Below are 19746 nucleotides of genomic sequence, written 5' to 3' on the forward strand. Positions count from 1 at the left end.
CACTTGTGATGCTGATAATCTTTGTGACTATCAGTCCGTACTCACAAGCACCCACACGAATTGCTTGATTCGATTTGTTAAAGAGCGTTTGGTTAAGAGCCTTTCGTCTCAACCGAGGCGCGCATTCTACGCTACCCTCATTTGCTGTCAAGCGTTTATTTGAAGTTTTTTTAAATCCGCTTTTTTTCAAAAGCCTTCAACTTCAACAACTTACCGCTTGCCTCGTCGCGTTCAACGCTGCGAGGAGGCGAATAATACGCGCTTTGGAATCAGAGTCAACACCTCTATCTGAAAAAACTTTCGTTCTTCATCTTCGGCCCCTCGGCAACTAAATGCATGAAGCACCGCTCTGTAGAGAAACAACCCGTGGAGCGTAACGGCCATGAGCGATGCACAGAGCGAGAAAACCCCTGGCCTGTCGGCGGACGAAGAGAAGGAAGCCAGCCATAACCAGCCGCCGCGGGCTGCGGTATTGCACGAAATCATTCGCTCCCAGGGCGATCAGGAGCTGGAGCGTACGCTTGCGGCGCTGTGGTGGTCGGCTCTGGCCGCCGGCCTGACCATGGGCCTTTCCCTGATGGCCATGGGGTTGTTCTATGCGCGCCTGCCTGAAGGCGACAGTGCCCAGGTCATCGCCAGCATCGGCTACAGCGCCGGCTTTCTTGCCGTGATTCTGGCACGCCAGCAACTGTTCACCGAAAACACGCTCACTGCGGTACTGCCCATCATGACCACGCCCACCCTGGCCAACCTCGGGCGTTTGCTGCGCCTGTGGAGCGTGGTGCTGCTGGGCAATCTGGCGGGCACCTTGCTGGTGGCCTGGGTGATGCTCGAACTGCCGATCTTCGACGGCAAGACCGACGTGGCATTCCTTGAGGTCGGGCGCAAGGTCATGAAGAACGACATCAGCCAGATGTTCGCCAAAGGCATCGTTTCGGGCTGGATGATCGCCACCATGGTCTGGATGATCCCGTCCATGGAGCACGCCAAGATCTGGATCATCCTGATGATTACCTACCTCATGGCGTTGGGCGACTTTACCCATATCGTCGTCGGCTCGGTGGAGGTTTCCTATCTGGTGTGGGCTGGCGATGAAACCTGGCGCAGCTTCTGGCTGGAGTTCGCCTTGCCGACCCTGGCCGGCAACATCATTGGCGGCAGCTGCATCTTCGCCCTGATCAGCCACGCCCAGGTACGCAGCGACAGCGGCAAGCCGCCATCGCAGCTATTAAAGAAGGAAGCGCGTCAGCAGCAGCCCCGGAACTGAACTCAGCGCGCCGCCAAAGCCCGCTCGGCCGCCCTGCCCCGCTGACGTGCCGGGTGCGGCTGCCACCAGTTCTGCCCTTCGTGCGGCGAATCGATACTCACCCGCTCGCCCATCTGCGGCGTGCTAAGCCGCACCTCGGCCGCAGCGGCCAGGCTGACGATGCGTTCGAAAGGTTCCTGCCAGCCATGGGTGGAAAGGTCGAAGGTGCCGTTATGGATCGGTAGCATCCAACGCCCGCGCAGATCCAGATGTGCCTGAAGGCTCTGTTCCGGCTGCATGTGCACGTTGGGCCAGGCCAGGTTGTAGGCGCCGGTCTCGATCAACGTCAGGTCGAACGGCCCGAAACGCTCGCCGATTTCAGCAAAGCCGGAGAAGTAACCGGTGTCACCGCTGAAGAACACGCGAGTCTGGTCGTCTATCACTACCCAGGACGCCCACAAGGTGCGGTTGCTGTCGAACAGCCCGCGCCCGGAGAAGTGTTGCGCAGGGGTGGCGACGAAGCGCACCCCCTCGACCTCGGCTTCCTGCCACCAGTCCAGTTGCGTGACCTTTGCCGCAGGCACGCCCCACTCGATCAACAGATCTCCGACGCCGAGCGGTGCCAGAAAGCGCTCGGCACGTGGAGCCAGCTGGCGAATCGCCTGCTCATCAAGGTGGTCGAAATGATCGTGGGACAGAATCACCGCGGTCAGCGGCGGCAATTCATCCAGCCCCAGCGGCGGGGCATGAAAGCGCTGTGGCCCGGCCCATTGCACCGGCGAGGCGCGCTCGGCGAAAACCGGGTCAGTAATGAAGTAGCGACCGCGCAGCTTCAGCAGTACGGTGGAGTGCCCCAGGCGCCACAGGCTGTGGTCCGGCGCATCGAGCACCTGCTGGCGGGCCATGGGCTGCACGCTGATTGCCGCCGCCGGCCGGGTTTCCGGCGGTTTGCGCAGGAACAGGTACTTCAGGCCGATGCGCAGCTTCTTCAGTACGCCATCCTGGGGCAAGCTGGCCTGGTTGTGAAAACGTCCGTCCCGCTGTGGCGCCGATTGGTCGCCAGGATTCGCCATGGGAGCCATGAACAGCAACACTCCAAGCAAGAGGAAAGGCTTCATGTTACCCCACTGGGATTACATCAACCGTGAATTGGCTTGTAAGGTCATTTTTCGTCGATGAAACACTGTTCAACAATATTCACGTGAGTTATGCGATAAACGGTACCCCGGCAGAAGAATAACGACCATGATGGACAATCACAGCGGCAAGGGACTTTCATTCGTCAAGCGCATCTACTTGCCGCGCGTCATCGGCCTGGGAATCGGCCTGTTCAGCGTAGCCGCTGCCGTGGCACCGCTATCGCCCCCAATCTGGGCCTGGCTGTTGCTGCTGTTCAATGGCTTGCTCTGGCCGCATGTCGCCTATCAGTGGGCATCTCGCTCAGCAGCCCCTTATCAGGCAGAACAGCGCAACCTGCTGCTGGATTCGCTGCTGGGCGGTTTCTGGACCGCGGCCATGCACTTCAACCCGCTGCCGACCGTGACCGTGTTGTCGATGATGACCATGAACAACGTGGCCGCAGGCGGCAAGCGCCTGATCGTTCGCGGGGTCATGGCTCAACTGGCCGGCATGCTGCTGGCCAGTGCGCTGCTGGGCACCGGGCTGCAACTGAACGCCACGACGCTGCAAGTCTATGCCTGCCTGCCAATGCTGACCCTCTATCCATTGGCGCTGGGCGGGGTGTGCTATCGCCTGGCGATCAAACTGGCCGAGCACAAACGCCGCCTCAGGGCCCTGAGCCTGACCGACAGCCTGACCGGGCTGCTCAACCACGGAGCCTGGAAAGACCTGCTGCTGCTCAGGTTCCAGGCCTGCCTGCTACAACAATCGCCTGCCGTGATTGCGCTGATCGACATCGATCACTTCAAGACCATCAATGACACCTTTGGCCATGTGGTCGGCGATGGCGTGCTGCGCCAGATGAGCGAGGAACTCAAGCGCAACCTGCGTGAGTCCGACCAGGCCGGGCGTTATGGTGGCGATGAATTCTGCGTGATCCTGCCCGCCACCAGCGAGGCCCAGGCCTGCCAGGCCATGGAGCGCCTGCGCGAACAGGTCGCCAGCTACCGCAACCCACAGCTGCCGCATCTGCGCATCAGCCTGAGCATCGGCCTGGCAGCCTTCCACGGCGACCTCCAGTCGCCCGAGCACTGGCTGGAACAAGCCGACAAGGCGTTGTACAGCGCCAAGCATCGAGGGCGCGACCAGGTCAATTTTGCGCAAGGCGAGGCCGCCCCGCTCAGGCTGGCCTATCCTGACTGAACCCCCTTGCTGATTGACCGGCGGGGGACTGCAGTCATCAAGGAGTTGTACGCGCATGGCCAGGACCGCCAGCCCTCCCCCACGTCTTCAGGTCCGTCGCCTGATCGGCGTTTTCTGCGTGGTCTTCGGCCTCGCCTGCCTGGTTACCCTGGGCGCACTGTTCAACATCGCGGCCACTCTCGACCAGCAGGAGCGACAGCGCAGCGCCTTCCATGCCACCCAGGCGCTGGAGCAACGCCTGCTGGCCTCCCGGCAGTTTCTGTCCAGCTACGCCGTATGGGACGCGGCCTTCGAGCACCTGGCTGGCAAGGCCGACTGGCAGTGGGCCTATGAAGAAAAGAATGTCGGTGAATCGCTGTACAGCGCCAGCGGTTACGAAGGTGTATTCGTGGTCGAAGACCAGCGCACTACCTATGCGCTGTTCAAAGGCGCGCCTACCGAGGCCGCTGCGGGCAGTTTCATCGATGCGCCTCTGCCTGAAATCATTGATGCCGCGCGCGCAGCCGCCAGCGCCCGGGAGCAAGTCACCCGTTTCGTCATTTTCAACAATTGGCCAGCGGTACTCAGCGCTGCGGCCGTACGCCCGGACAAGGACGTCACCGCAGCAGAAGTGAGTCAGGCCCCGGTCATGCTGTTCGTCGATCAGCTCACTGAGGCCAAACTCGCGCATCTGGGCGAAGGTGCGGGCCTTGCGCGCATGCATATAGAGAAGAACGAAGAGCACGAGAACGGTCACCAGCATGTGGCCCTGGGCGACACCGGTTATCGCCTGGCCTGGATCAGCCCGCTGCCTGGGCGGCAACTGCTTTGGGCCGTGCTGCCGCCCTTGCTCTGCGCGTTGCTGGTACTCGGCCTGGTGATGCTTTACCTGTTCCGCCACGCGCTGCGCAGTTCTCGTGCCATCGACCTCAGCCTGCAGCGTCTGCAAGAGAGCAATCAGGCTCTGGAAGCCAGCGAACAACGTTTTCGCGCAGTGGCCGAGGCCGCATCCGACTGGATCTGGGAAACTGACCGGCAGCAGCGGATCACCTACCTGTCCCAGCGTTTCGCCAGTGTGACCGACGATCCGGTCGAGGCCTGGCTTGGCCAGCCACTGAATCAACTGCTCAGCTGTGAAACCACTCCCTTGTCAGCCTGGCTCGATGGGCAGACCGACACCGACTCGGAACAACCGGCCAACCTGCGTTGCGCCTACCGGGACCACAACGGCCAGAACCGCTATTGCCGTATATCGGCACGGCCAATCCGGCTCGACGGCAAGCTTACCGGCTTTCGTGGTACTGCCAGCGATATCACCGACGAAGTCGAGGCCCATGCGCGCATCCAGCACCTGTCCCTGCACGACCCACTGACCGGCCTTGCCAATCGCAACAAGCTGGCCAGGCATCTGGAACAGGCCCTGCTGCGCGGCAGCGAGTCGCCACCGCTGACCTTGCTGCTGCTTGACCTGGACAACTTCAAGCCGATCAACGATTCGCTTGGCCATGCGGCCGGTGATGCGGTGCTGCAGGAAGTGGCCGCGCGCCTGCGCGATACCACCCGTGACGTCGACCTGGTGGCACGCCTGGGTGGGGACGAATTCGTCCTGGTGCTGGCAGGCATGGATAACCGTAGCGAGATCGACCGTCTGTGCCGGCGGCTGATCGAGTTGCTGCAACAACCCATTGCCTATGAAAACCAGCTGCTGCACATCGGGGCCAGCCTCGGCATCGCCCAGACCCGCAATCAGGATTTCGATGCCGGCGAGCTGATCCGCTGCGCCGATATCGCCCTGTATCAGGCCAAGGCAGATGGCAAAGGCACCTGGCGCTACTTCGCCGCCGAGATGAACCAGCAGATCCAGTACCGTCGCCAGCTGGAAAACGACCTGCGACGCGCGCTGAAGAACAATGAGTTCGTCCTGCATTACCAACCACGCTACCGCATGAGCGACCTACGCATTGTCTCGGTCGAAGCCTTGCTGCGCTGGCAACACCCACAGGAAGGCCTGCTCGCGCCGGATACCTTTATCCCGCTGGCCGAGCAAAGCGGACTGATCGTCAGCCTGGGCCGCTGGGTGCTGCGCGAAGCTTGCCGCAGCGCCCTCGACTGGCCGGCGCATCTGCTGGTGTCGGTGAACCTGTCACCTGCACAGTTCATGCGCAGTGATGTGGTCGCCGATATTCGCGACATCCTCCTGGAAACCAGCTTCCCTGCCCAGCAGCTGGAGCTGGAGATAACCGAGAACGTCATGCTCAACGACATCGAAGGTGCCCTGGGCACCATGCTCGCGCTCAAGGAACTGGGTGTGCGGCTGAACATGGATGACTTCGGCACGGGGTATTCGTCGTTGGGCTACCTGCGGACCTACCCGTTCGACAGCATCAAGATCGACAAGCGCTTCATCGCCGGTTTAACCAATACCGCCGGCAGCGACCGCGCCGTGGTACAGGCGATCATCAACCTGGGTGAGGCGATGGGGCTGACAGTGACGGCCGAGGGCGTCGAGACCGAGCAACAACTGCGCACGCTGCAGAAAGACCGCTGCCATGAGGTGCAGGGCTACTATCTGAGTCGGCCGCTGGACAAGGCCGACTTCGAGCAATTGTTGCAACAGAAAACTGGGTGGTCCGCCGGTGCCTCTTGAACCGCATCTCAGCGCAGCGAGCGCTCAGCCACGATTTCCGGCAGATCGCGACGTCGCAGGTAGAGGCGCAACGGCTCGCCAATGTTCAGCCGGTCATCTACATGCTGCTCCAGCAGCAGTGCCAGGCGCTCCCGGCACAACGCCATGCGCGCACCCTGCTGTGGCCGCCAGACGAATTCGCTGCAGGGGGTGATGCTGTCATCCGCCACGTCCATGCCGAACGCGTCTTCGGAAAACCGCACGATATGGACGCCGCGCTTGCCATGAAAGCCGACAAAACCATTGAGCTGGTCGGCAGCGCTGCAAATGTCCTGAGAAGTGATGGCCATTACGTAACCTCGCAAATGAATGGAAGTGACGCACGCCAGGCAGGCAACGGTCGCCTCTGTTGGGCGACGCGCAGTGGGCAGCCTAGCTCATGTGATCATCGTTGTGCCAAGGTTTTCACCGTCTGAATCGACCTGCGACGCCAGTAACCCGCCCAGCCAGCTCATGAAAGCCTGGACCCGACGTGGCACATGCCGCTGCCGGGCATACAGCAAGGACACTGGCATGGCCTGCGCCTGCCAGCCCTGCATCACCTCCACCAACTCACCGCTTGCCAGATGATGCGCCACACCGACTGCAGGCACCTGGATCAGTCCGAGGCCCGCCAGGCACGCCGCCGAATAGGCCTCGGCATTGTTGACCGTGACCACTCCGGCCATGGGTTGATAGCACACTTGGCCAGCCTGCAAGTATTCAAAGCCCGCGCTGCGCGTACCCAGGTTGCGCACGTAATGCACCAGGTGGTGCCCGGCCAGGTCGTCCAGGCCCTGCGGCACGCCGTAACGGGCCAGGTACCCAGGGCTGGCGCAATTGCGCATGCTCAACTGGCCGACAGGCCGCGCCACCACATCCAGGTCACTCAGATTGCCGATGCGCATGACGCAGTCGAAACCCTCACGCAGCAGGTCGACCTGGCGGTCGGTACAACTGATCTCCACCTCCAGCCTGGGAAAACGCGACAGAAACTGCGGCAAGGCCGGAATGATTACACGGCGGGCCATCATGGTGGGCATGTCGACACGCAGGCAGCCGGCCAGTTCGGCATCGTCGGCACGGAACAGGCTCTCGATTTCGTCCATGCCCGACAGCAGGTCCTTGCTGCGCTCATACAACAAGGCACCGTCCTGGGTTGCCTGGACGCGTCGCGTGGTGCGGTGAAACAGGCGAGTGCCGAGCAATAGCTCCAGCGCCCTCACCTGCTCGGATACCGTCGAGCGCGGCAGGCTCAGGCTGTCTGCCGCCAGCGTGAAGCTGCTCAGCTCACTGACGCGAACGAACGTGCGCAGCAATTCCAACTTGTTCATGGGTCGCCTCGACTGTTCGACTCAGGCGAACAGTATTTCCGATCTGACTGGATTTAACAGGTGCCGCACGATCAATAACCTGTGAATCCTCCACCCACGAGGGATTCGACATGACTCGCAAGATCGCCTTGATCACTGGCGCCAGCCGCGGCCTGGGCCGCAATGCCGCCGAACATCTGGCCGCACGCGGTATCGACATCATCGGCACCTATCACAGCAAGGCCGACGAAGCTCAACGCGTGACCACGGCCCTCGAAGCGGCCGGCGCCAAGGCTGCCATGTTGCAACTGGATGTCAGCGACAGCAGCAGCTTCGCCAGCTTTACCGAGCGCCTGAGTGCAACCTTGCAGCAGCAGTTTGGCCGCGAGCGCTTGGACTTCCTGGTGAACAATGCGGGTATAGGCTTGAATGTGCCGTTCAGCGAAACCAGCGAAGCGCAGTTCGACCGGTTGCTGAACATCCAGCTCAAGGGGCCGTTTTTCCTGACTCAGAGGCTGCTGCCCTTGCTGGTCGATGGCGGGCGCATCGTCAACATCTCGTCCGGGCTGACGCGCTTTGCGCTGCCCGGATATGCCGCCTATGCGGCCATGAAGGGGGCAATGGAGGTCTTGACCCGTTATCAGGCCAAGGAACTGGGTACACGCGCAATCCGCGTCAACATCCTCGCGCCCGGGGCAATCGAGACAGACTTTGGTGGTGGGGTGGTGCGCGACAATCAGCAGGTCAATGACTTCATCGCCGGCAATACTGCACTGGGGCGGGTCGGTTTGCCGGACGACATCGGCGCAGCCATTGCACTGCTGCTGGAGGAAGGCAATGGCTGGATCACCGGGCAGCGACTGGAAGTCTCTGGCGGGATGTTCCTTTAAGGCCGAAAAACTGGGACCGCTTTGCGCCCCCTCGCAGGCAAGCCAGCTTCCACCGCTACAGCGTCGGTATCAAGAGCGCCAACACCTGCGCGAGCTGGCTTGCCTGCGATGGGCTGCAAAGCAGCCCCAATGGCCATCACTGTTCTGCCTGGTCCTCATGCACCTGCACGCTGGCGGTCATCCCCGCACTCAGATGCACCCCTTCAGGAATCTGGTCCAGTCTGATCCGCACCGGAATCCGTTGCGCCAGCCGCACCCAGTTGAACGTCGGCTCCACCACCGGCAGCAGCTGGCTGTCCGGGTTGCTGTTGCTATCGGTAATGCCGCGGCTGATGCTTTGCACATGGCCCTGCATCGCATCCCCCGCGCCCATCAGCCAGACTTTCACTTCATCGCCAACCCGAATGCGCGGCAGCTTGGTTTCCTCGAAGTAGGCCTGAATGTAGAACGTCGAATCATCCACCAAGGCCATCACCGACTCACCCGTGTTCACGTAGTTGCCCTGGGCCAGGCGCAGGTTGGTGATATGCCCGCTGCGCGGCGCCCGCACTTCGCTGCGTGCCAGGTTGATTTTCGCCACTTGCAACTGTGCTTGGGCCTCATGCAATTCACCCCGGGCGACAGCGGCGTTGATCTGGGCGTTCTCGCGTAATTCTGCACTGATTGCCTCCGGGCCCAACGCCGTGCGCCGCGCCGCTTCACGCTCACGCAGGTGCAACTGCTGGGCGCGGGTTTCAGCCACTGCGCTGGCCTGGTCGTATGCCGCCTGGAAGCGCTCGCGGTCGATGCTCATCAGCAGATCGCCAGCCTTGACCTGCTGGTTGTCCTGAACCTTTAGCTCACGCACCCAGCCAGACACGTCCGGCGCGATCACCACCACATCGGCGCGCACCCGGGCATCACGCGTCCACGGCGTGAGCATGTAGTACTGCCATAGCTTGAAGCCGGCCAGAACGGCAATGGCGACCACGCACAGGGTCACCAGGGTACGAACGACGGCACGCATTGACTCACTCCTTACAAAGGCCCCAGCAGGCGAACTACCAGGAACAGCACACAAACGAACAACGCCGTGTCGAACAGCGCTTCATGCCAGATCCAGCGCCCCAACGGCGTGGCCTGCACCACCAGGCGCAACACGCCGGTCAGCGCCAGTGCCATCAGCACATAAATCAGAAACGGGCTGAGCAACACACCGCCCAGCTCCCACTCACGCAAGCCCATGGGCATCCTCCTGCGCGCGGCACCATTTGCCCCAACTTTTCTGCAACTGCAGCACCGCCCCCTGGGCGAGGCGCAACGGGTCGCTGGCCGGCGCCCGCTGCAATGCGGCGATGAACTGCTCGCTGGCCGTATCCAGGCGCTGCCCGCGGCCAGCGCCCGGGCCTTTGGCCAGCACCGCCTCGAGCTGCTGCAGGTATTCGCGCTCGGCAGCCCCCAAGGGCACTTGGGCCACCGCCAGGCACATGCGCAAGTGCACCAGTTCATCACCGATATCCAACCCGTGCAGGCCATCATCCCAGCGCTTGCGCTCGGTGGCCGGCAGCTCGCTGGCATGCCGGGCCAACTGCATCAGGCGGTCGGCCATGCGCCCACCAAACCAGCTGTCGGCACCGCGCAAGTCGCGCCGGGTCAGCCGCACCAGGTCGCTCTGGGTCGCGGCGCGCAGGCGCCGGCCAAGCCAGGCCGGATGGCGGAACACCAGCAGGCGGAACGCCAACACCGCGGCGCCCACCCCCATCAACATCGCCAGAGCGCTGTTGAGCATGGTCGCCACACCGAACGTCATGGCATTGAGCGGCGCTACCAGCACGATGAAATGCAGACAATAGGAAGTCGCCGTGGCGCCGGTGCGCGGGTGGGCCATGCCCAGCGCCCCGAAGAACAGCGGCACGCCCATGCCCAGGCAGAGCATGGCGAAGCTGCTCCATTGCGGCAGAATGATCTGCCCGACCAGAAAGGCTGCCGGGATCGCAAGGAAGATGCCGCGCAAGAAACTCAGGCCGATCTGTGCCCCGTTCTCGCGGCTGGCGAACAAGCTGCACACCACACAGGTCAGCACCAGGCCGCCAGGCGCCGACGGCCAGGCCGTGGCCAGCCAGAAGCTGCTCATCACCAGGAACGCCAAGGCACTGCGTGAACCGAACAACAAGGCCAGTGACCAGTCTCGATGCACCGCCAGGCCCTGGGCCACATCCTTTGGTGCCCTGCCCGCCTCGACATCGTCCATGGCCTGGGTGGCGGCCATGGCGTAATCCAGCAGCAAGGCCATGCGCGCCAGGCAGAAGTGCTCGGCGGAGCTGATCTGCTCATCATGCGCGGCATCCCAGATACGCTGACGCAACAGCAGCAAGCCCGGTTGATCGGGGTTGACCAGCAGCGCCCGTACCTCTTCAAGCCAAGGCGCGAGGCGCCCGGCTTCGTGCTCGTCCAGTTGTCGCCACTGCCGGCGCACCGAGCGCGAAATACGCAGCAGTACCATCAATTTCTGACTCAGCCCGCGAATGGCCCTGGCCCGTTGCCGACCGCGCGGCCCCTCGAACCAGGCGTGTTCGCGCTGGGTGTCGATGGCAACGATACGGCCCAGGCTGTCCAGCAGCCCTTTGCGTGCTTCATCCTCGCCACCCAGCATGGCGCTTGCCGCCTGCAGACCGTTCTGCCAGGCCTGGCGCGCCTGGCCGGCGAGTTGCTGCTCGACCCTCATCGGCCAGATCAGGGCGCTGCTGGCCGTGGCACAGAAGATCCCCAGGCAGATTTCAGTGCACCGCGCCACCGCCTGATCGAACACCTGCAAGGGATGATTGATGGCAGGCAAGGCAATGATGGCAGCGGTGTAGCCGGCCAGCACGAACGAATAGGCCCAGGCACTGCGCAATTGCGTGGATGCCGCCGTGCACAGGGCCAGCCACAGCGCCAAGGTAATCAGGAACAGCCATGGGGTCTGGGCGAACAGGCCGATGAACACCACCGACATGACAGTACCGACCAGGGTGCCGGCCAGGCGCGCCAGGCCTTTCTGCACCACCATCCCCGACAACGGTTGAGCAACGATGAACGCAGTCATCAATGCCCAGGACGGTTGCTCCAGCCCCCAACGCATCGCCAGCCACAACGCCAGGCCTGCCCCAAGCAGGGTCTTGATGGCGAACTTGATGGCGAGGCTGCTGGGTGCAAACAGGGCCTGGAAAGTGATGGGCACGAATCGGACCTTGCGGGGGAATGGTCAGTTAAACGATAGACAATGGCGAGCAGGATAATGCGGAAACGATTAATTAGCTAGCTAATCATCTTTATCGACAAAAAACGCAGACAAAAAAATAGGCGACCGAAGTCGCCCTAAATGCCTTGCGTGCTCGTGAATCCGAAGGTCAGCGCGGCTTACGCTTGTGCGAATCCTTCCAGATGAAAATGCCCAGACCGGCAAAGAATGCAAACATCAACCCGACCGTTACCACACCCGCGATAACCACATTGTCGAAGAACATGCTGGCCTCCCGATTCGTTTGCCGTTGTCCGATGGATGCAAGGTAACGAATACGGGGGCGGGAAAAATTGATCAGGGTCAATGCTGCCCGGGACCGGGCACGCGAGGCGGGTGCAGGGTTGACCTGCGTCAAGTTTCAGCGCTTCTTGGGCTTGCCCTTGGGTTTCTTTTTCTTCGCGGCGGAAAGCGGCATGGCCTGCTCGAAGGCCTGGCGCACTTCGTTCAGGCGTTTTTCCTTGAGGTCATGGATGCGCTTGGCGCGCTCGGCATCGAAGTCGATGAGGTTGTCTTGACTCATGGGTGGGCTCGACGGTCTACAGAGACTTGCATCATGAAGCCAGGCGCTGGCCGTGACCAGCCCCGCGTCAGACTTCGATATCGACCAACAGGCCCTGGCGCGGGTTCTCGCCCATCAGCGGTGCTACCGGCACCGTGTTGTCGGCGTTGACCTCATCACCCGGCACGGCGTTGTAAAGCTCGGCATCGCCTTTGTTGCGCCGTTGCTGCTGGCGACGCTGCTCCTCGCGCAGCAACAGCACTTGCTCCTGCGGGTCGCGCTGCTGCTTCAAGTCGATGGCGCTTTCATTGGACGAAGGCTGCACAGGTACCACCGGCTTGATGTCGGGAGCCTGTTTGACCGGGTCCAGTTGCGAGGTGACCGGGGCGGCACTGAGCGGGATGATCGGCGGCAGCATGGAAGTTCTCCTGTGCCCACTGTATCGGCCGTCCGTTAGCCAGCTTGAGCGTCAAGGGTATGGGGATGCGGCCACTCACGACCGCGTCATGCCAGTATAGACAGCTGTCACTCGGGATCGTCCTCAGGGTCGTCGTCGGCCGGCGGGCTGGCATCGCTCCAAGGCCGCTTGTAGAGCTGCTGCCAGACCGAATCCATATGCTCGCGCAGCACCTGCGGCGCATTTTTCAGCGAGGCGCTGTCTTCACGCTCACCGCCGACCGGCTCTTCGCCTGCCGGTGTGATCAACGACTGGCCAGTGATGGTGTAGGCGTTCTGCCCCTCACGCATCTCGATGGCAATGTCATGCGGATCGATGCCGCCACCACAAAAGGCGTGGCTGGCCACGGTCACTTCAGCGACACCGTCCTTGTTCAGGTCACTGACATCACTGACATCGGTATAGAAGTCGACATCCAGGTCCAGCCCCGGGCAGGTGGTTTCCTGCTCGATCTGCCAGCGCGGCTTGAACGCGTCACCCTCGGCAGCGCGCCCGTACAGGGTGGCCTTGAGCACCACCTTGTCGACTTCCTGCTCGGATTCGGCGTCGACTGCCTGGCCATCGCTGCGGCTGAGCACCAGCAGCCCCTCGCCGTCGCTGTCGCGAAAGTGCACGCTCTTGATCGGCGTCTGCACGCCCAGCACTTCGAGCTGCTCGACCGGGATCGCTGGCAGGGTTTCGAAATTTTTCTGTTCACAGGCAGCCAGCAGCAGCAAGCTGCTCATGGCCAGGGAAGTGTGCAACCAGCGGTGCTTGAGCGGCATATCGGTGCGTAGCCCTCGTCAGCAAGACGGTGTTCTGCGATGAAACAGCTAGACTGATGGACTTCTGGTCTATGGTCCGCCCGGCCTATCCGTTAACATAGCCGGCTTTTCATCGCGGGAGTTCAGGCAGTATGGCGCAGCAGTATCAACCGGGGCAACGCTGGATCAGCGACAGCGAAGCGGAGCTCGGCCTGGGGACCATCCTGGCGCAGGATGGCCGCCTGTTGACCGTGCTCTACCCGGCCACTGGCGACACCCGCCAGTATTCCCTGCGCAATGCGCCGCTGACCCGCGTGCGCTTCTCGCCAGGTGACCAGATCACCCACTTCGAAGGCTGGAAGCTGACCGTGCGCGAAGTCGAGGACATCGACGGGCTGATGGTCTACCACGGCCTGGATGGCCAGAACCAGGCTCGCACCCTGCCCGAAACCCAGCTGTCGAACTTCATCCAGTTCCGCCTTGCCAGCGACCGCCTGTTCGCCGGGCAGATCGACCCGCTGTCGTGGTTCAGCCTGCGTTACAACACCCTGCACCACACCAGCAAGCAGATGCAGTCGTCGCTGTGGGGCCTGGGTGGCTGCCGCGCGCAACCGATCGCCCACCAGTTGCACATCGCCCGCGAAGTCGCCGACCGCAGCGCCCCGCGCGTATTGCTGGCCGACGAAGTAGGCCTGGGCAAGACCATCGAGGCCGGCCTGGTGATTCACCGCCAGCTGCTGTCCGGCCGCGCCAGCCGCGTGCTGATCCTGGTTCCGGAAAACCTCCAGCACCAGTGGCTGGTGGAAATGCGCCGGCGCTTCAACCTGCAGGTCGCCCTGTTCGACGCCGAGCGCTTCATTGAAAGCGACGCCAGCAACCCGTTCGAGGATGCCCAACTGGCGTTGGTCGCCCTGGAATGGCTGGTCGATGACGAAAAGGCCCAGGACGCGCTGTTCGCCGCTGGCTGGGACCTGATGGTAGTCGACGAGGCGCACCACCTGGTGTGGCATGAAGAGCAGGTCAGTGCCGAATACGGCTTGGTCGAGCAACTGGCCCAGGTCATCCCGGGCGTGCTGCTGCTCACCGCCACCCCCGAACAACTCGGCCAGGATAGCCACTTCGCGCGCCTGCGCCTGCTCGACCCCAACCGTTTCCACGACCTCGCGGCGTTCCGCGCCGAGAGCGAAAACTACCGTCCGGTGGCCGAAGCCGTGCAGGAGCTGCTCGAAGAGGGCCGCTTGTCACCCAAGGCCCATGCCACCATCCAGGGCTTCCTCGGCGCCGAAGGCGAAGCGCTGCTGGCGGCGGTCAACGATGGCGATACCCAGGCCAGCGCCCGCCTGATCCGCGAGCTGCTCGACCGCCACGGCACCGGCCGCGTGCTGTTCCGCAACACGCGTGCCGCCGTTCAGGGCTTCCCCGAGCGCCAGCTGCACCCGTATCCGCTGGCCAATCCTGAGCAATATCAGGACCTGCCAGCCGGCGAACACGCCGAGCTGTACCCGGAAGTGGCCTTCCAGGCCCAGGGTGAAATCAGCGATGACGAACGCTGGTGGCGCTTCGACCCACGGGTCGACTGGCTGATCGACACGCTGAAGATGCTCAAGCGCACCAAGGTCCTGGTGATCTGTGCCCACGCCGAAACCGCCATGGACCTGGAAGACGCCCTGCGCGTGCGCTCCGGCATCCCGGCCACGGTGTTCCACGAAGGCATGAGCATCCTTGAGCGCGACCGCGCCGCCGCCTACTTCGCCGACGAGGAATTCGGCGCCCAGGTATTGATCTGCTCCGAGATCGGCAGTGAAGGCCGCAACTTCCAGTTCGCCCATCACTTGGTGATGTTCGACCTGCCGGCCCACCCGGACCTGCTCGAACAGCGTATCGGCCGTCTGGACCGCATCGGTCAGAAGCACACCATCGAACTGCACATCCCGTACCTGCAGGACAGCCCGCAAGAGCGCCTGTTCCAGTGGTACCACGATGGCCTCAACGCCTTCCTCAATACTTGCCCGACCGGCAACGCCCTGCAGCACCAGTTCGGCCCACGCCTGCTGCCGATGCTCGAAGGTGGCGATGCCAAGGCCTGGACCGCACTGGTCAGCGAGGCCCGCGGCGAGCGCGAGCGCCTGGAAGCAGAACTGCACAGCGGCCGTGACCGCCTGCTGGAGCTCAACTCCGGCGGCGCCGGTGAAGGCCAGGCGCTGGTCGAGGCCATCCTCGAGCAGGACGACCAGTTCGCCCTGCCGATCTACATGGAGACCCTGTTCGACGCCTTCGGCATCGACAGCGAAGACCATTCGGAAAACGCCCTGATCCTCAAGCCGAGCGAGAAGATGCTCGACGCCAGCTTCCCACTGGGCGACGACGAAGGCGTAACCATCACCTACGACCGCGCCCAGGCCCTGTCGCGTGAAGACATGCAATTCCTCACCTGGGAACACCCGATGGTGCAGGGCGGCATGGACCTGGTGCTGTCCGGCTCGATGGGCAACACCGCGGTCGCGCTGATCAAGAACAAGGCGCTCAAGCCGGGTACCGTACTGCTCGAACTGCTGTTCGTCAGCGAGGTGGTGGCGCCACGCAGCCTGCAACTGGGCCGCTACCTGCCGCCAGCGGCATTGCGCTGCCTGCTCGATGCCAACGGCAACGACCTGGCTTCGCGTGTGGCGTTCGAAACCCTCAACGACCAGCTCGAAAGCGTACCGCGTGCCAGCGCCAACAAGTTCGTCCAGGCCCAGCGCGACGTGCTGGCCAAGCGCATCAGCGGCGGTGAAGCCAAGGTCATGCCGGTCCACGTCGAGCGCGTGGCTGACGCCCAGCGCCGCTTGGCCGCCGAGGCCGACGAAGAGCTGGCGCGCATGACTGCACTGCAGGCAGTCAACCCGAGCGTGCGTGACAGCGAGATCGAGGCACTGCGCAAGCAGCGTGAACAAGGCATGGCCATGCTGGACAAGGCCGCACTGCGGCTTGAAGCCATTCGCGTACTCGTTGCGGGCTGATTAACCCGCCATATTGCCGGGGCCGCTTAGCGCCCCTTTCACGACACAAGGCCGCCCCTTCAGAAGATCGCATATTTCTGTAAGGGCGGCCTTGTGTCACGAAAGGGGCGCAAAGCGGCCTCGGTTCGTTATGCCCACCGGCTATTTTCCTGATAACCAAATTATAGAAGCCAAAGTGCCATTATTCAGGAAGGTTTAACCTCCTGTTTCTATACTGCCCCAGGACAGTCTCCACAGGGCTTGAACGGAGACGAGTGAAAACTCGAGCAAAGGGCAAGCGATGGAATGGCTGGGTTTGCAACTGTTCACTGAACTGCCAGTAAGCGGGCGCGTCGTAATCGACTGCCGCCATGAACCGCTGCTGATCCTGATCGCCTTCGCGGTGGCCAGCGCAGCCTGCTTCGCCACCCTCGACATGGCCGAGCGCCAATCCCACAGCGAACACCCCGCCGCACAGCGGCAGTGGCGCATGCTGGGTGCCTGCTGCCTGGCAGGCGGCATCTGGGCCATGCATTTCATCAGCATGTTGGCCTTCCGGGCCCCGGTTGAAATGCACTACGACGTGTCGCTCACAGGCTTGTCGCTGCTGATCGCACTGGTGGTGGCCTGGATGGCGATGACCAGCCTCGACCGCCTCGAAATGCGTCTGCGTCACTATCTGCAAAGCGCCCTGCTCATCGGCGTGGGCATCATCCTGATGCATTTCGTCGGCATGGCTGCGCTGCAGACCGGTGCCCAACAGTATTACCAGACCGGCCTGCTGCTGAGCAGCGCTGCCATCGCGCTGCTGACCAGCCTGGCCGCCTTGCTGCTGGCCCGTTACTTCCGCAGTGGCAGCGGCACCCTGCACCAGACCATGAAGTATGGCGCCAGCCTGCTGATGGCCGGCGGCATCGTCGCCACGCATTTCACCGCCATGGCCGCCATGACCATGGTGATCCCGGCCTCTGCCGCCCTGAGCCTGCCATCTGCCGACAACAGCCTGCAGCTGGGACTGACCGTGGCCTTCATCACCTTGCTGATCAGTGGCAGCAGCATCAGCGCTGCCCTGGCCGACAAGAAGCTGCAAAGCAAGGAAGACGACCTGCGCCGTTACGGTGTATTGCTCAGCCAACTGGACCAGGCCCGTGCATCCCTGCAGCAGGCAGCTCATTACGATGCCCTGACCAATCTGGTCAACCGGCGTGGTTTCAACCAGCTCTTCGCCGAACGCCTGGCAGAGCTGGATGCCAGCGAAAACCGTCTGGCGCTGATGTTCCTCGACATCGACCACTTCAAGCGGATCAACGACAGCCTCGGCCATGACGCCGGCGACGAACTGCTCAAGGTGATCGCCAACCACATCAAGGCCGCCACCCGCAGCCACGACCTGGTCGCCCGCTTCGGCGGTGACGAGTTCTGCGTGGTTACCAGCCTCAACAGCCGCGACGAGGCACGCCACCTGGCCCAGCGCATCATGCAACGGATGAAGGATCCGATCGACCTGGGTGGCCGGCGCATGGTCATGACCACCAGCATTGGCATCAGTATCTTCCCCGAAGACGGCCAGACGGCCGAAGAACTGCTCAAGCATGCCGACCTGGCCCTCTACCAATCCAAGGGCAGCGGGCGCAATAGCCTGAATTTTTTCAACAGCAATCTTAAAAATCGCGCCAGCCTGGCTTTGCAACTGGAAGAAGAGCTGCGCATTGCCCTGCTCGAAGAACGAGGCTTGTGCGTGCATTACCAACCCATCTTCGACTTGCGAACCGGCCAGGTGGCCAAGCTTGAAGCGCTGGTGCGCTGGCAGCACCCACTGCACGGGTTGATGGGGCCCGACAGGTTCATCGGCATTGCCGAGGCCAACGGCCTGATAGTCGACCTGGACCTCTGGGTGTTACGCCACGCCTGCCAGGACCTGCCGCGGCTTCACCAGCATGGTTTTGCCAGCCTGAAGGTCACGGTCAATTGCTCGGCAGCGACCCTGGGCCACGAAAGCTTGCCCAATGAAGTGGAGGTGACGTTGTTCCAGACAGGCCTTGCACCTCGCCATCTGGAGCTCGAAGTCACCGAAAACGCCCTGATGGGTGATATCCAGCAGACGGTGAATCTGCTCAAGCGCATCCGTGGCCACGGCGTCGGCCTGTCGATCGACGATTTCGGTACCGGCTACTCGTCGCTGGCCTATCTCAAGCGTCTGCCCTTGGACGTGCTGAAGATCGACCGCTCATTCCTGCAGGATGTGCCCGCCAGCCAGAAGGATCGCGAGATCGTCCAGGCCATCATCGCCATGGCCCACACCCTGCACCTGGAGGTGGTCTGCGAAGGCATCGAAACCGTCGAGCAACACCAGTTCCTGGCCAGCAATGGCTGCGATTACCTGCAGGGCTACCTGCTCGGTCGCCCGGTGCCAATGAGCGAGCTGCGCCCGCTGCTTGACCAGCTCGATCGCCAGGACACTGTCTTCAGCCCTTGTTGCGATACAGCTCTACCAGGGTCGCCGGATCTTTTTGCAGGTAGCCCTGGCTACCGTGCAGGCGCATCAATTGCGCGGCGAGGCCACTGAGGGGAGTTGCCGCACCCTGCTCGCGGGAGAGCTTGACGGCACCGTCGAGGTCCTTGAGCAACGTGCGCACATGCCACTTGATCGGTTCGAAACGGCTTTCGGCCATCTGCGGCGCCAGGATCTGCAGCGGCTTCGAATCGGCAAAGCCACCAGCAAGGGCTTGAGCAATCAAAGTGGCATCGACGCCCGACTGCTCGGCCAGTGCCACCACCTCGGCAATCACCAGGGCATTACAGGCCACGATCATCTGATTGCAGGCTTTGGTCACCTGCCCTGCCCCCACACCACCCATGTGCGTCACCCGCTGGCCAAGCACTTGCAGTACCGGGCGCGCACGCTGCAGGTCGGTGGCCTCGCCGCCCACCATGATCGCCAAGGTGCCCGCCTCGGCCCCAGGTGTGCCGCCGGATACCGGGGCATCCAGCCAGGCCATGCCACACAGGGCAGCCAGCTCGGCGGCCATTTCCCGGGTAGCGGTCGGCTCGAGGCTGGAGAAGTCCACCAGCAGCTGCCCGCTGCGTCCGCCCTCGGCGATACCTTGCTCGCCAAACACCACCTCGCGCACTACCGCTGTGTCGGCCAGGCACAACAGCAGCATGTCGCTGTCACGGCACAACTCGGCGGGGCTGGCAGCCAACCGCGCACCTGCAGCCACCAACACGGCGCATTTTTCCGGGCTGCGGTTCCAGACCGTCAGCGGATAACCCGCGGCCAGCAGGCGCCGACACATTGGCAGCCCCATCAAGCCAATCCCGGCAAACCCCAGCGAAGGCAGTGCAGTACTCATGAACGACTCCAGGCAGAAGATTAGGCAAATGGCGCACTA

General features: G+C 62.7%; 17 protein-coding genes. 6 read left to right on the top strand and 11 right to left on the bottom strand.

Annotated elements, in window-relative coordinates; translation table 11 throughout:
- Window positions 1-382 precede the first annotated feature (382 nt).
- The gene (locus H040_RS23810; RefSeq protein WP_027918914.1) at window positions 383-1267 is read left to right on the top strand and encodes a formate/nitrite transporter family protein; all 885 of its coding nucleotides are present in this window, start codon (window positions 383-385) and stop codon (window positions 1265-1267) included.
- Window positions 1268-1269: 2 nt separating this feature from the next.
- On the opposite strand, the gene H040_RS23815 is transcribed toward H040_RS23810, so the two are convergent.
- A complete protein-coding gene (locus H040_RS23815; protein WP_081784288.1) occupies window positions 1270-2364 on the bottom strand; it encodes an MBL fold metallo-hydrolase in 1095 nt (364 codons plus the stop codon).
- Between the two features lie 130 nt (window positions 2365-2494).
- Here H040_RS23815 and H040_RS23820 point away from each other — a divergent pair, with 130 nt between their 5' ends.
- On the top strand, window positions 2495-3568 hold the full coding sequence (locus H040_RS23820) for a diguanylate cyclase (RefSeq protein WP_027918916.1): 1074 nt from the start codon (window positions 2495-2497) through the stop codon (window positions 3566-3568).
- A gap of 55 nt (window positions 3569-3623) precedes the next feature.
- On the top strand, window positions 3624-6194 hold the full coding sequence (locus H040_RS23825; RefSeq protein ID WP_027918917.1) for a bifunctional diguanylate cyclase/phosphodiesterase: 2571 nt from the start codon (window positions 3624-3626) through the stop codon (window positions 6192-6194).
- A gap of 8 nt (window positions 6195-6202) precedes the next feature.
- Here the strand turns inward: H040_RS23825 and H040_RS23830 are convergent, their stop codons facing one another.
- Entirely contained in the window at window positions 6203-6523 is a 321-nt protein-coding gene (locus tag H040_RS23830) for a DUF2025 family protein (RefSeq protein WP_027918918.1), read from the bottom strand.
- Window positions 6524-6610: 87 nt separating this feature from the next.
- The gene (locus H040_RS23835) at window positions 6611-7546 is read right to left on the bottom strand and encodes a LysR family transcriptional regulator (protein ID WP_027918919.1); all 936 of its coding nucleotides are present in this window, start codon (window positions 7544-7546) and stop codon (window positions 6611-6613) included.
- Window positions 7547-7656: 110 nt separating this feature from the next.
- On the opposite strand from H040_RS23835, the gene H040_RS23840 reads away from it, so the two are divergent.
- On the top strand, window positions 7657-8415 hold the full coding sequence (locus H040_RS23840) for an SDR family NAD(P)-dependent oxidoreductase (protein WP_027918920.1): 759 nt from the start codon (window positions 7657-7659) through the stop codon (window positions 8413-8415).
- A gap of 136 nt (window positions 8416-8551) precedes the next feature.
- Here the strand turns inward: H040_RS23840 and H040_RS23845 are convergent, their stop codons facing one another.
- From H040_RS23845 to H040_RS23865, 7 genes are all read right to left on the bottom strand, one after another.
- Complete coding sequence (locus H040_RS23845; RefSeq protein WP_027918921.1) at window positions 8552-9421, bottom strand: efflux RND transporter periplasmic adaptor subunit; 870 nt, start codon at window positions 9419-9421, stop codon at window positions 8552-8554.
- 11 nt (window positions 9422-9432) lie between these two features.
- Entirely contained in the window at window positions 9433-9639 is a 207-nt protein-coding gene (locus H040_RS23850; protein WP_027918922.1) for a DUF1656 domain-containing protein, read from the bottom strand.
- Window positions 9626-11614: an FUSC family protein gene (locus H040_RS23855; RefSeq protein ID WP_027918923.1), complete on the bottom strand. Its 1989-nt coding sequence runs from the start codon at window positions 11612-11614 to the stop codon at window positions 9626-9628. Before H040_RS23855 ends, H040_RS23850 begins: the two co-directional genes overlap by 14 nt.
- Window positions 11615-11783: 169 nt before the next feature.
- Complete coding sequence (gene ccoM / locus H040_RS27980) at window positions 11784-11900, bottom strand: cytochrome c oxidase subunit CcoM (RefSeq protein WP_027918924.1); 117 nt, start codon at window positions 11898-11900, stop codon at window positions 11784-11786.
- A gap of 135 nt (window positions 11901-12035) precedes the next feature.
- Window positions 12036-12197 (bottom strand): hypothetical protein, encoded by a 162-nt coding sequence (locus H040_RS27545; RefSeq protein ID WP_177326697.1) that lies wholly within the window; start codon window positions 12195-12197, stop codon window positions 12036-12038.
- Between the two features lie 67 nt (window positions 12198-12264).
- Window positions 12265-12594 (bottom strand): hypothetical protein, encoded by a 330-nt coding sequence (locus H040_RS23860; RefSeq protein WP_027918925.1) that lies wholly within the window; start codon window positions 12592-12594, stop codon window positions 12265-12267.
- Between the two features lie 107 nt (window positions 12595-12701).
- On the bottom strand, window positions 12702-13397 hold the full coding sequence (locus H040_RS23865; protein WP_027918926.1) for a M949_RS01915 family surface polysaccharide biosynthesis protein: 696 nt from the start codon (window positions 13395-13397) through the stop codon (window positions 12702-12704).
- A 131-nt stretch (window positions 13398-13528) separates the two neighbouring features.
- On the opposite strand from H040_RS23865, the gene rapA reads away from it, so the two are divergent.
- Together rapA and H040_RS23875 are read left to right on the top strand one after the other, a co-directional pair.
- A complete protein-coding gene (gene rapA / locus H040_RS23870) occupies window positions 13529-16375 on the top strand; it encodes an RNA polymerase-associated protein RapA (protein WP_027918927.1) in 2847 nt (948 codons plus the stop codon).
- A 280-nt stretch (window positions 16376-16655) separates the two neighbouring features.
- Entirely contained in the window at window positions 16656-18920 is a 2265-nt protein-coding gene (locus tag H040_RS23875; RefSeq protein ID WP_027918928.1) for a putative bifunctional diguanylate cyclase/phosphodiesterase, read from the top strand.
- On the opposite strand, the gene H040_RS23880 is transcribed toward H040_RS23875, so the two are convergent.
- Window positions 18820-19707, bottom strand: a complete 888-nt coding sequence (locus H040_RS23880) for an NAD(P)-dependent oxidoreductase (protein ID WP_060485938.1) — start codon at window positions 19705-19707, stop codon at window positions 18820-18822. The genes H040_RS23875 and H040_RS23880 overlap by 101 nt on opposite strands.
- Between the last annotated feature and the right edge of the window lie 39 nt (window positions 19708-19746).

This window comes from Pseudomonas sp. URMO17WK12:I7 (assembly GCF_003269045.1).
GTDB lineage: Bacteria > Pseudomonadota > Gammaproteobacteria > Pseudomonadales > Pseudomonadaceae > Aquipseudomonas > Aquipseudomonas putida_J.

Excerpts from the sequence above, each read along its gene's own strand:
- H040_RS23860 (WP_027918925.1), bottom strand. The coding sequence starts at position 12,594 with ATGCTGCCGCCGATCATCCCGCTCAGTGCCGCCCCGGTCACCTCGCAA.
- H040_RS23875 (WP_027918928.1), top strand. The coding sequence starts at position 16,656 with ATGGAATGGCTGGGTTTGCAACTGTTCACTGAACTGCCAGTAAGCGGG.
- rapA (WP_027918927.1), top strand. The coding sequence starts at position 13,529 with ATGGCGCAGCAGTATCAACCGGGGCAACGCTGGATCAGCGACAGCGAA.
- H040_RS23880 (WP_060485938.1), bottom strand. The coding sequence starts at position 19,707 with ATGAGTACTGCACTGCCTTCGCTGGGGTTTGCCGGGATTGGCTTGATG.
- H040_RS23820 (WP_027918916.1), top strand. The coding sequence starts at position 2,495 with ATGGACAATCACAGCGGCAAGGGACTTTCATTCGTCAAGCGCATCTAC.
- H040_RS23865 (WP_027918926.1), bottom strand. The coding sequence starts at position 13,397 with ATGCCGCTCAAGCACCGCTGGTTGCACACTTCCCTGGCCATGAGCAGC.
- H040_RS23815 (WP_081784288.1), bottom strand. The coding sequence starts at position 2,364 with ATGAAGCCTTTCCTCTTGCTTGGAGTGTTGCTGTTCATGGCTCCCATG.
- H040_RS23850 (WP_027918922.1), bottom strand. The coding sequence starts at position 9,639 with ATGGGCTTGCGTGAGTGGGAGCTGGGCGGTGTGTTGCTCAGCCCGTTT.
- H040_RS23835 (WP_027918919.1), bottom strand. The coding sequence starts at position 7,546 with ATGAACAAGTTGGAATTGCTGCGCACGTTCGTTCGCGTCAGTGAGCTG.
- ccoM (WP_027918924.1), bottom strand. The coding sequence starts at position 11,900 with ATGTTCTTCGACAATGTGGTTATCGCGGGTGTGGTAACGGTCGGGTTG.
- H040_RS23810 (WP_027918914.1), top strand. The coding sequence starts at position 383 with ATGAGCGATGCACAGAGCGAGAAAACCCCTGGCCTGTCGGCGGACGAA.
- H040_RS27545 (WP_177326697.1), bottom strand. The coding sequence starts at position 12,197 with ATGAGTCAAGACAACCTCATCGACTTCGATGCCGAGCGCGCCAAGCGC.
- H040_RS23830 (WP_027918918.1), bottom strand. The coding sequence starts at position 6,523 with ATGGCCATCACTTCTCAGGACATTTGCAGCGCTGCCGACCAGCTCAAT.
- H040_RS23825 (WP_027918917.1), top strand. The coding sequence starts at position 3,624 with ATGGCCAGGACCGCCAGCCCTCCCCCACGTCTTCAGGTCCGTCGCCTG.
- H040_RS23840 (WP_027918920.1), top strand. The coding sequence starts at position 7,657 with ATGACTCGCAAGATCGCCTTGATCACTGGCGCCAGCCGCGGCCTGGGC.
- H040_RS23845 (WP_027918921.1), bottom strand. The coding sequence starts at position 9,421 with ATGCGTGCCGTCGTTCGTACCCTGGTGACCCTGTGCGTGGTCGCCATT.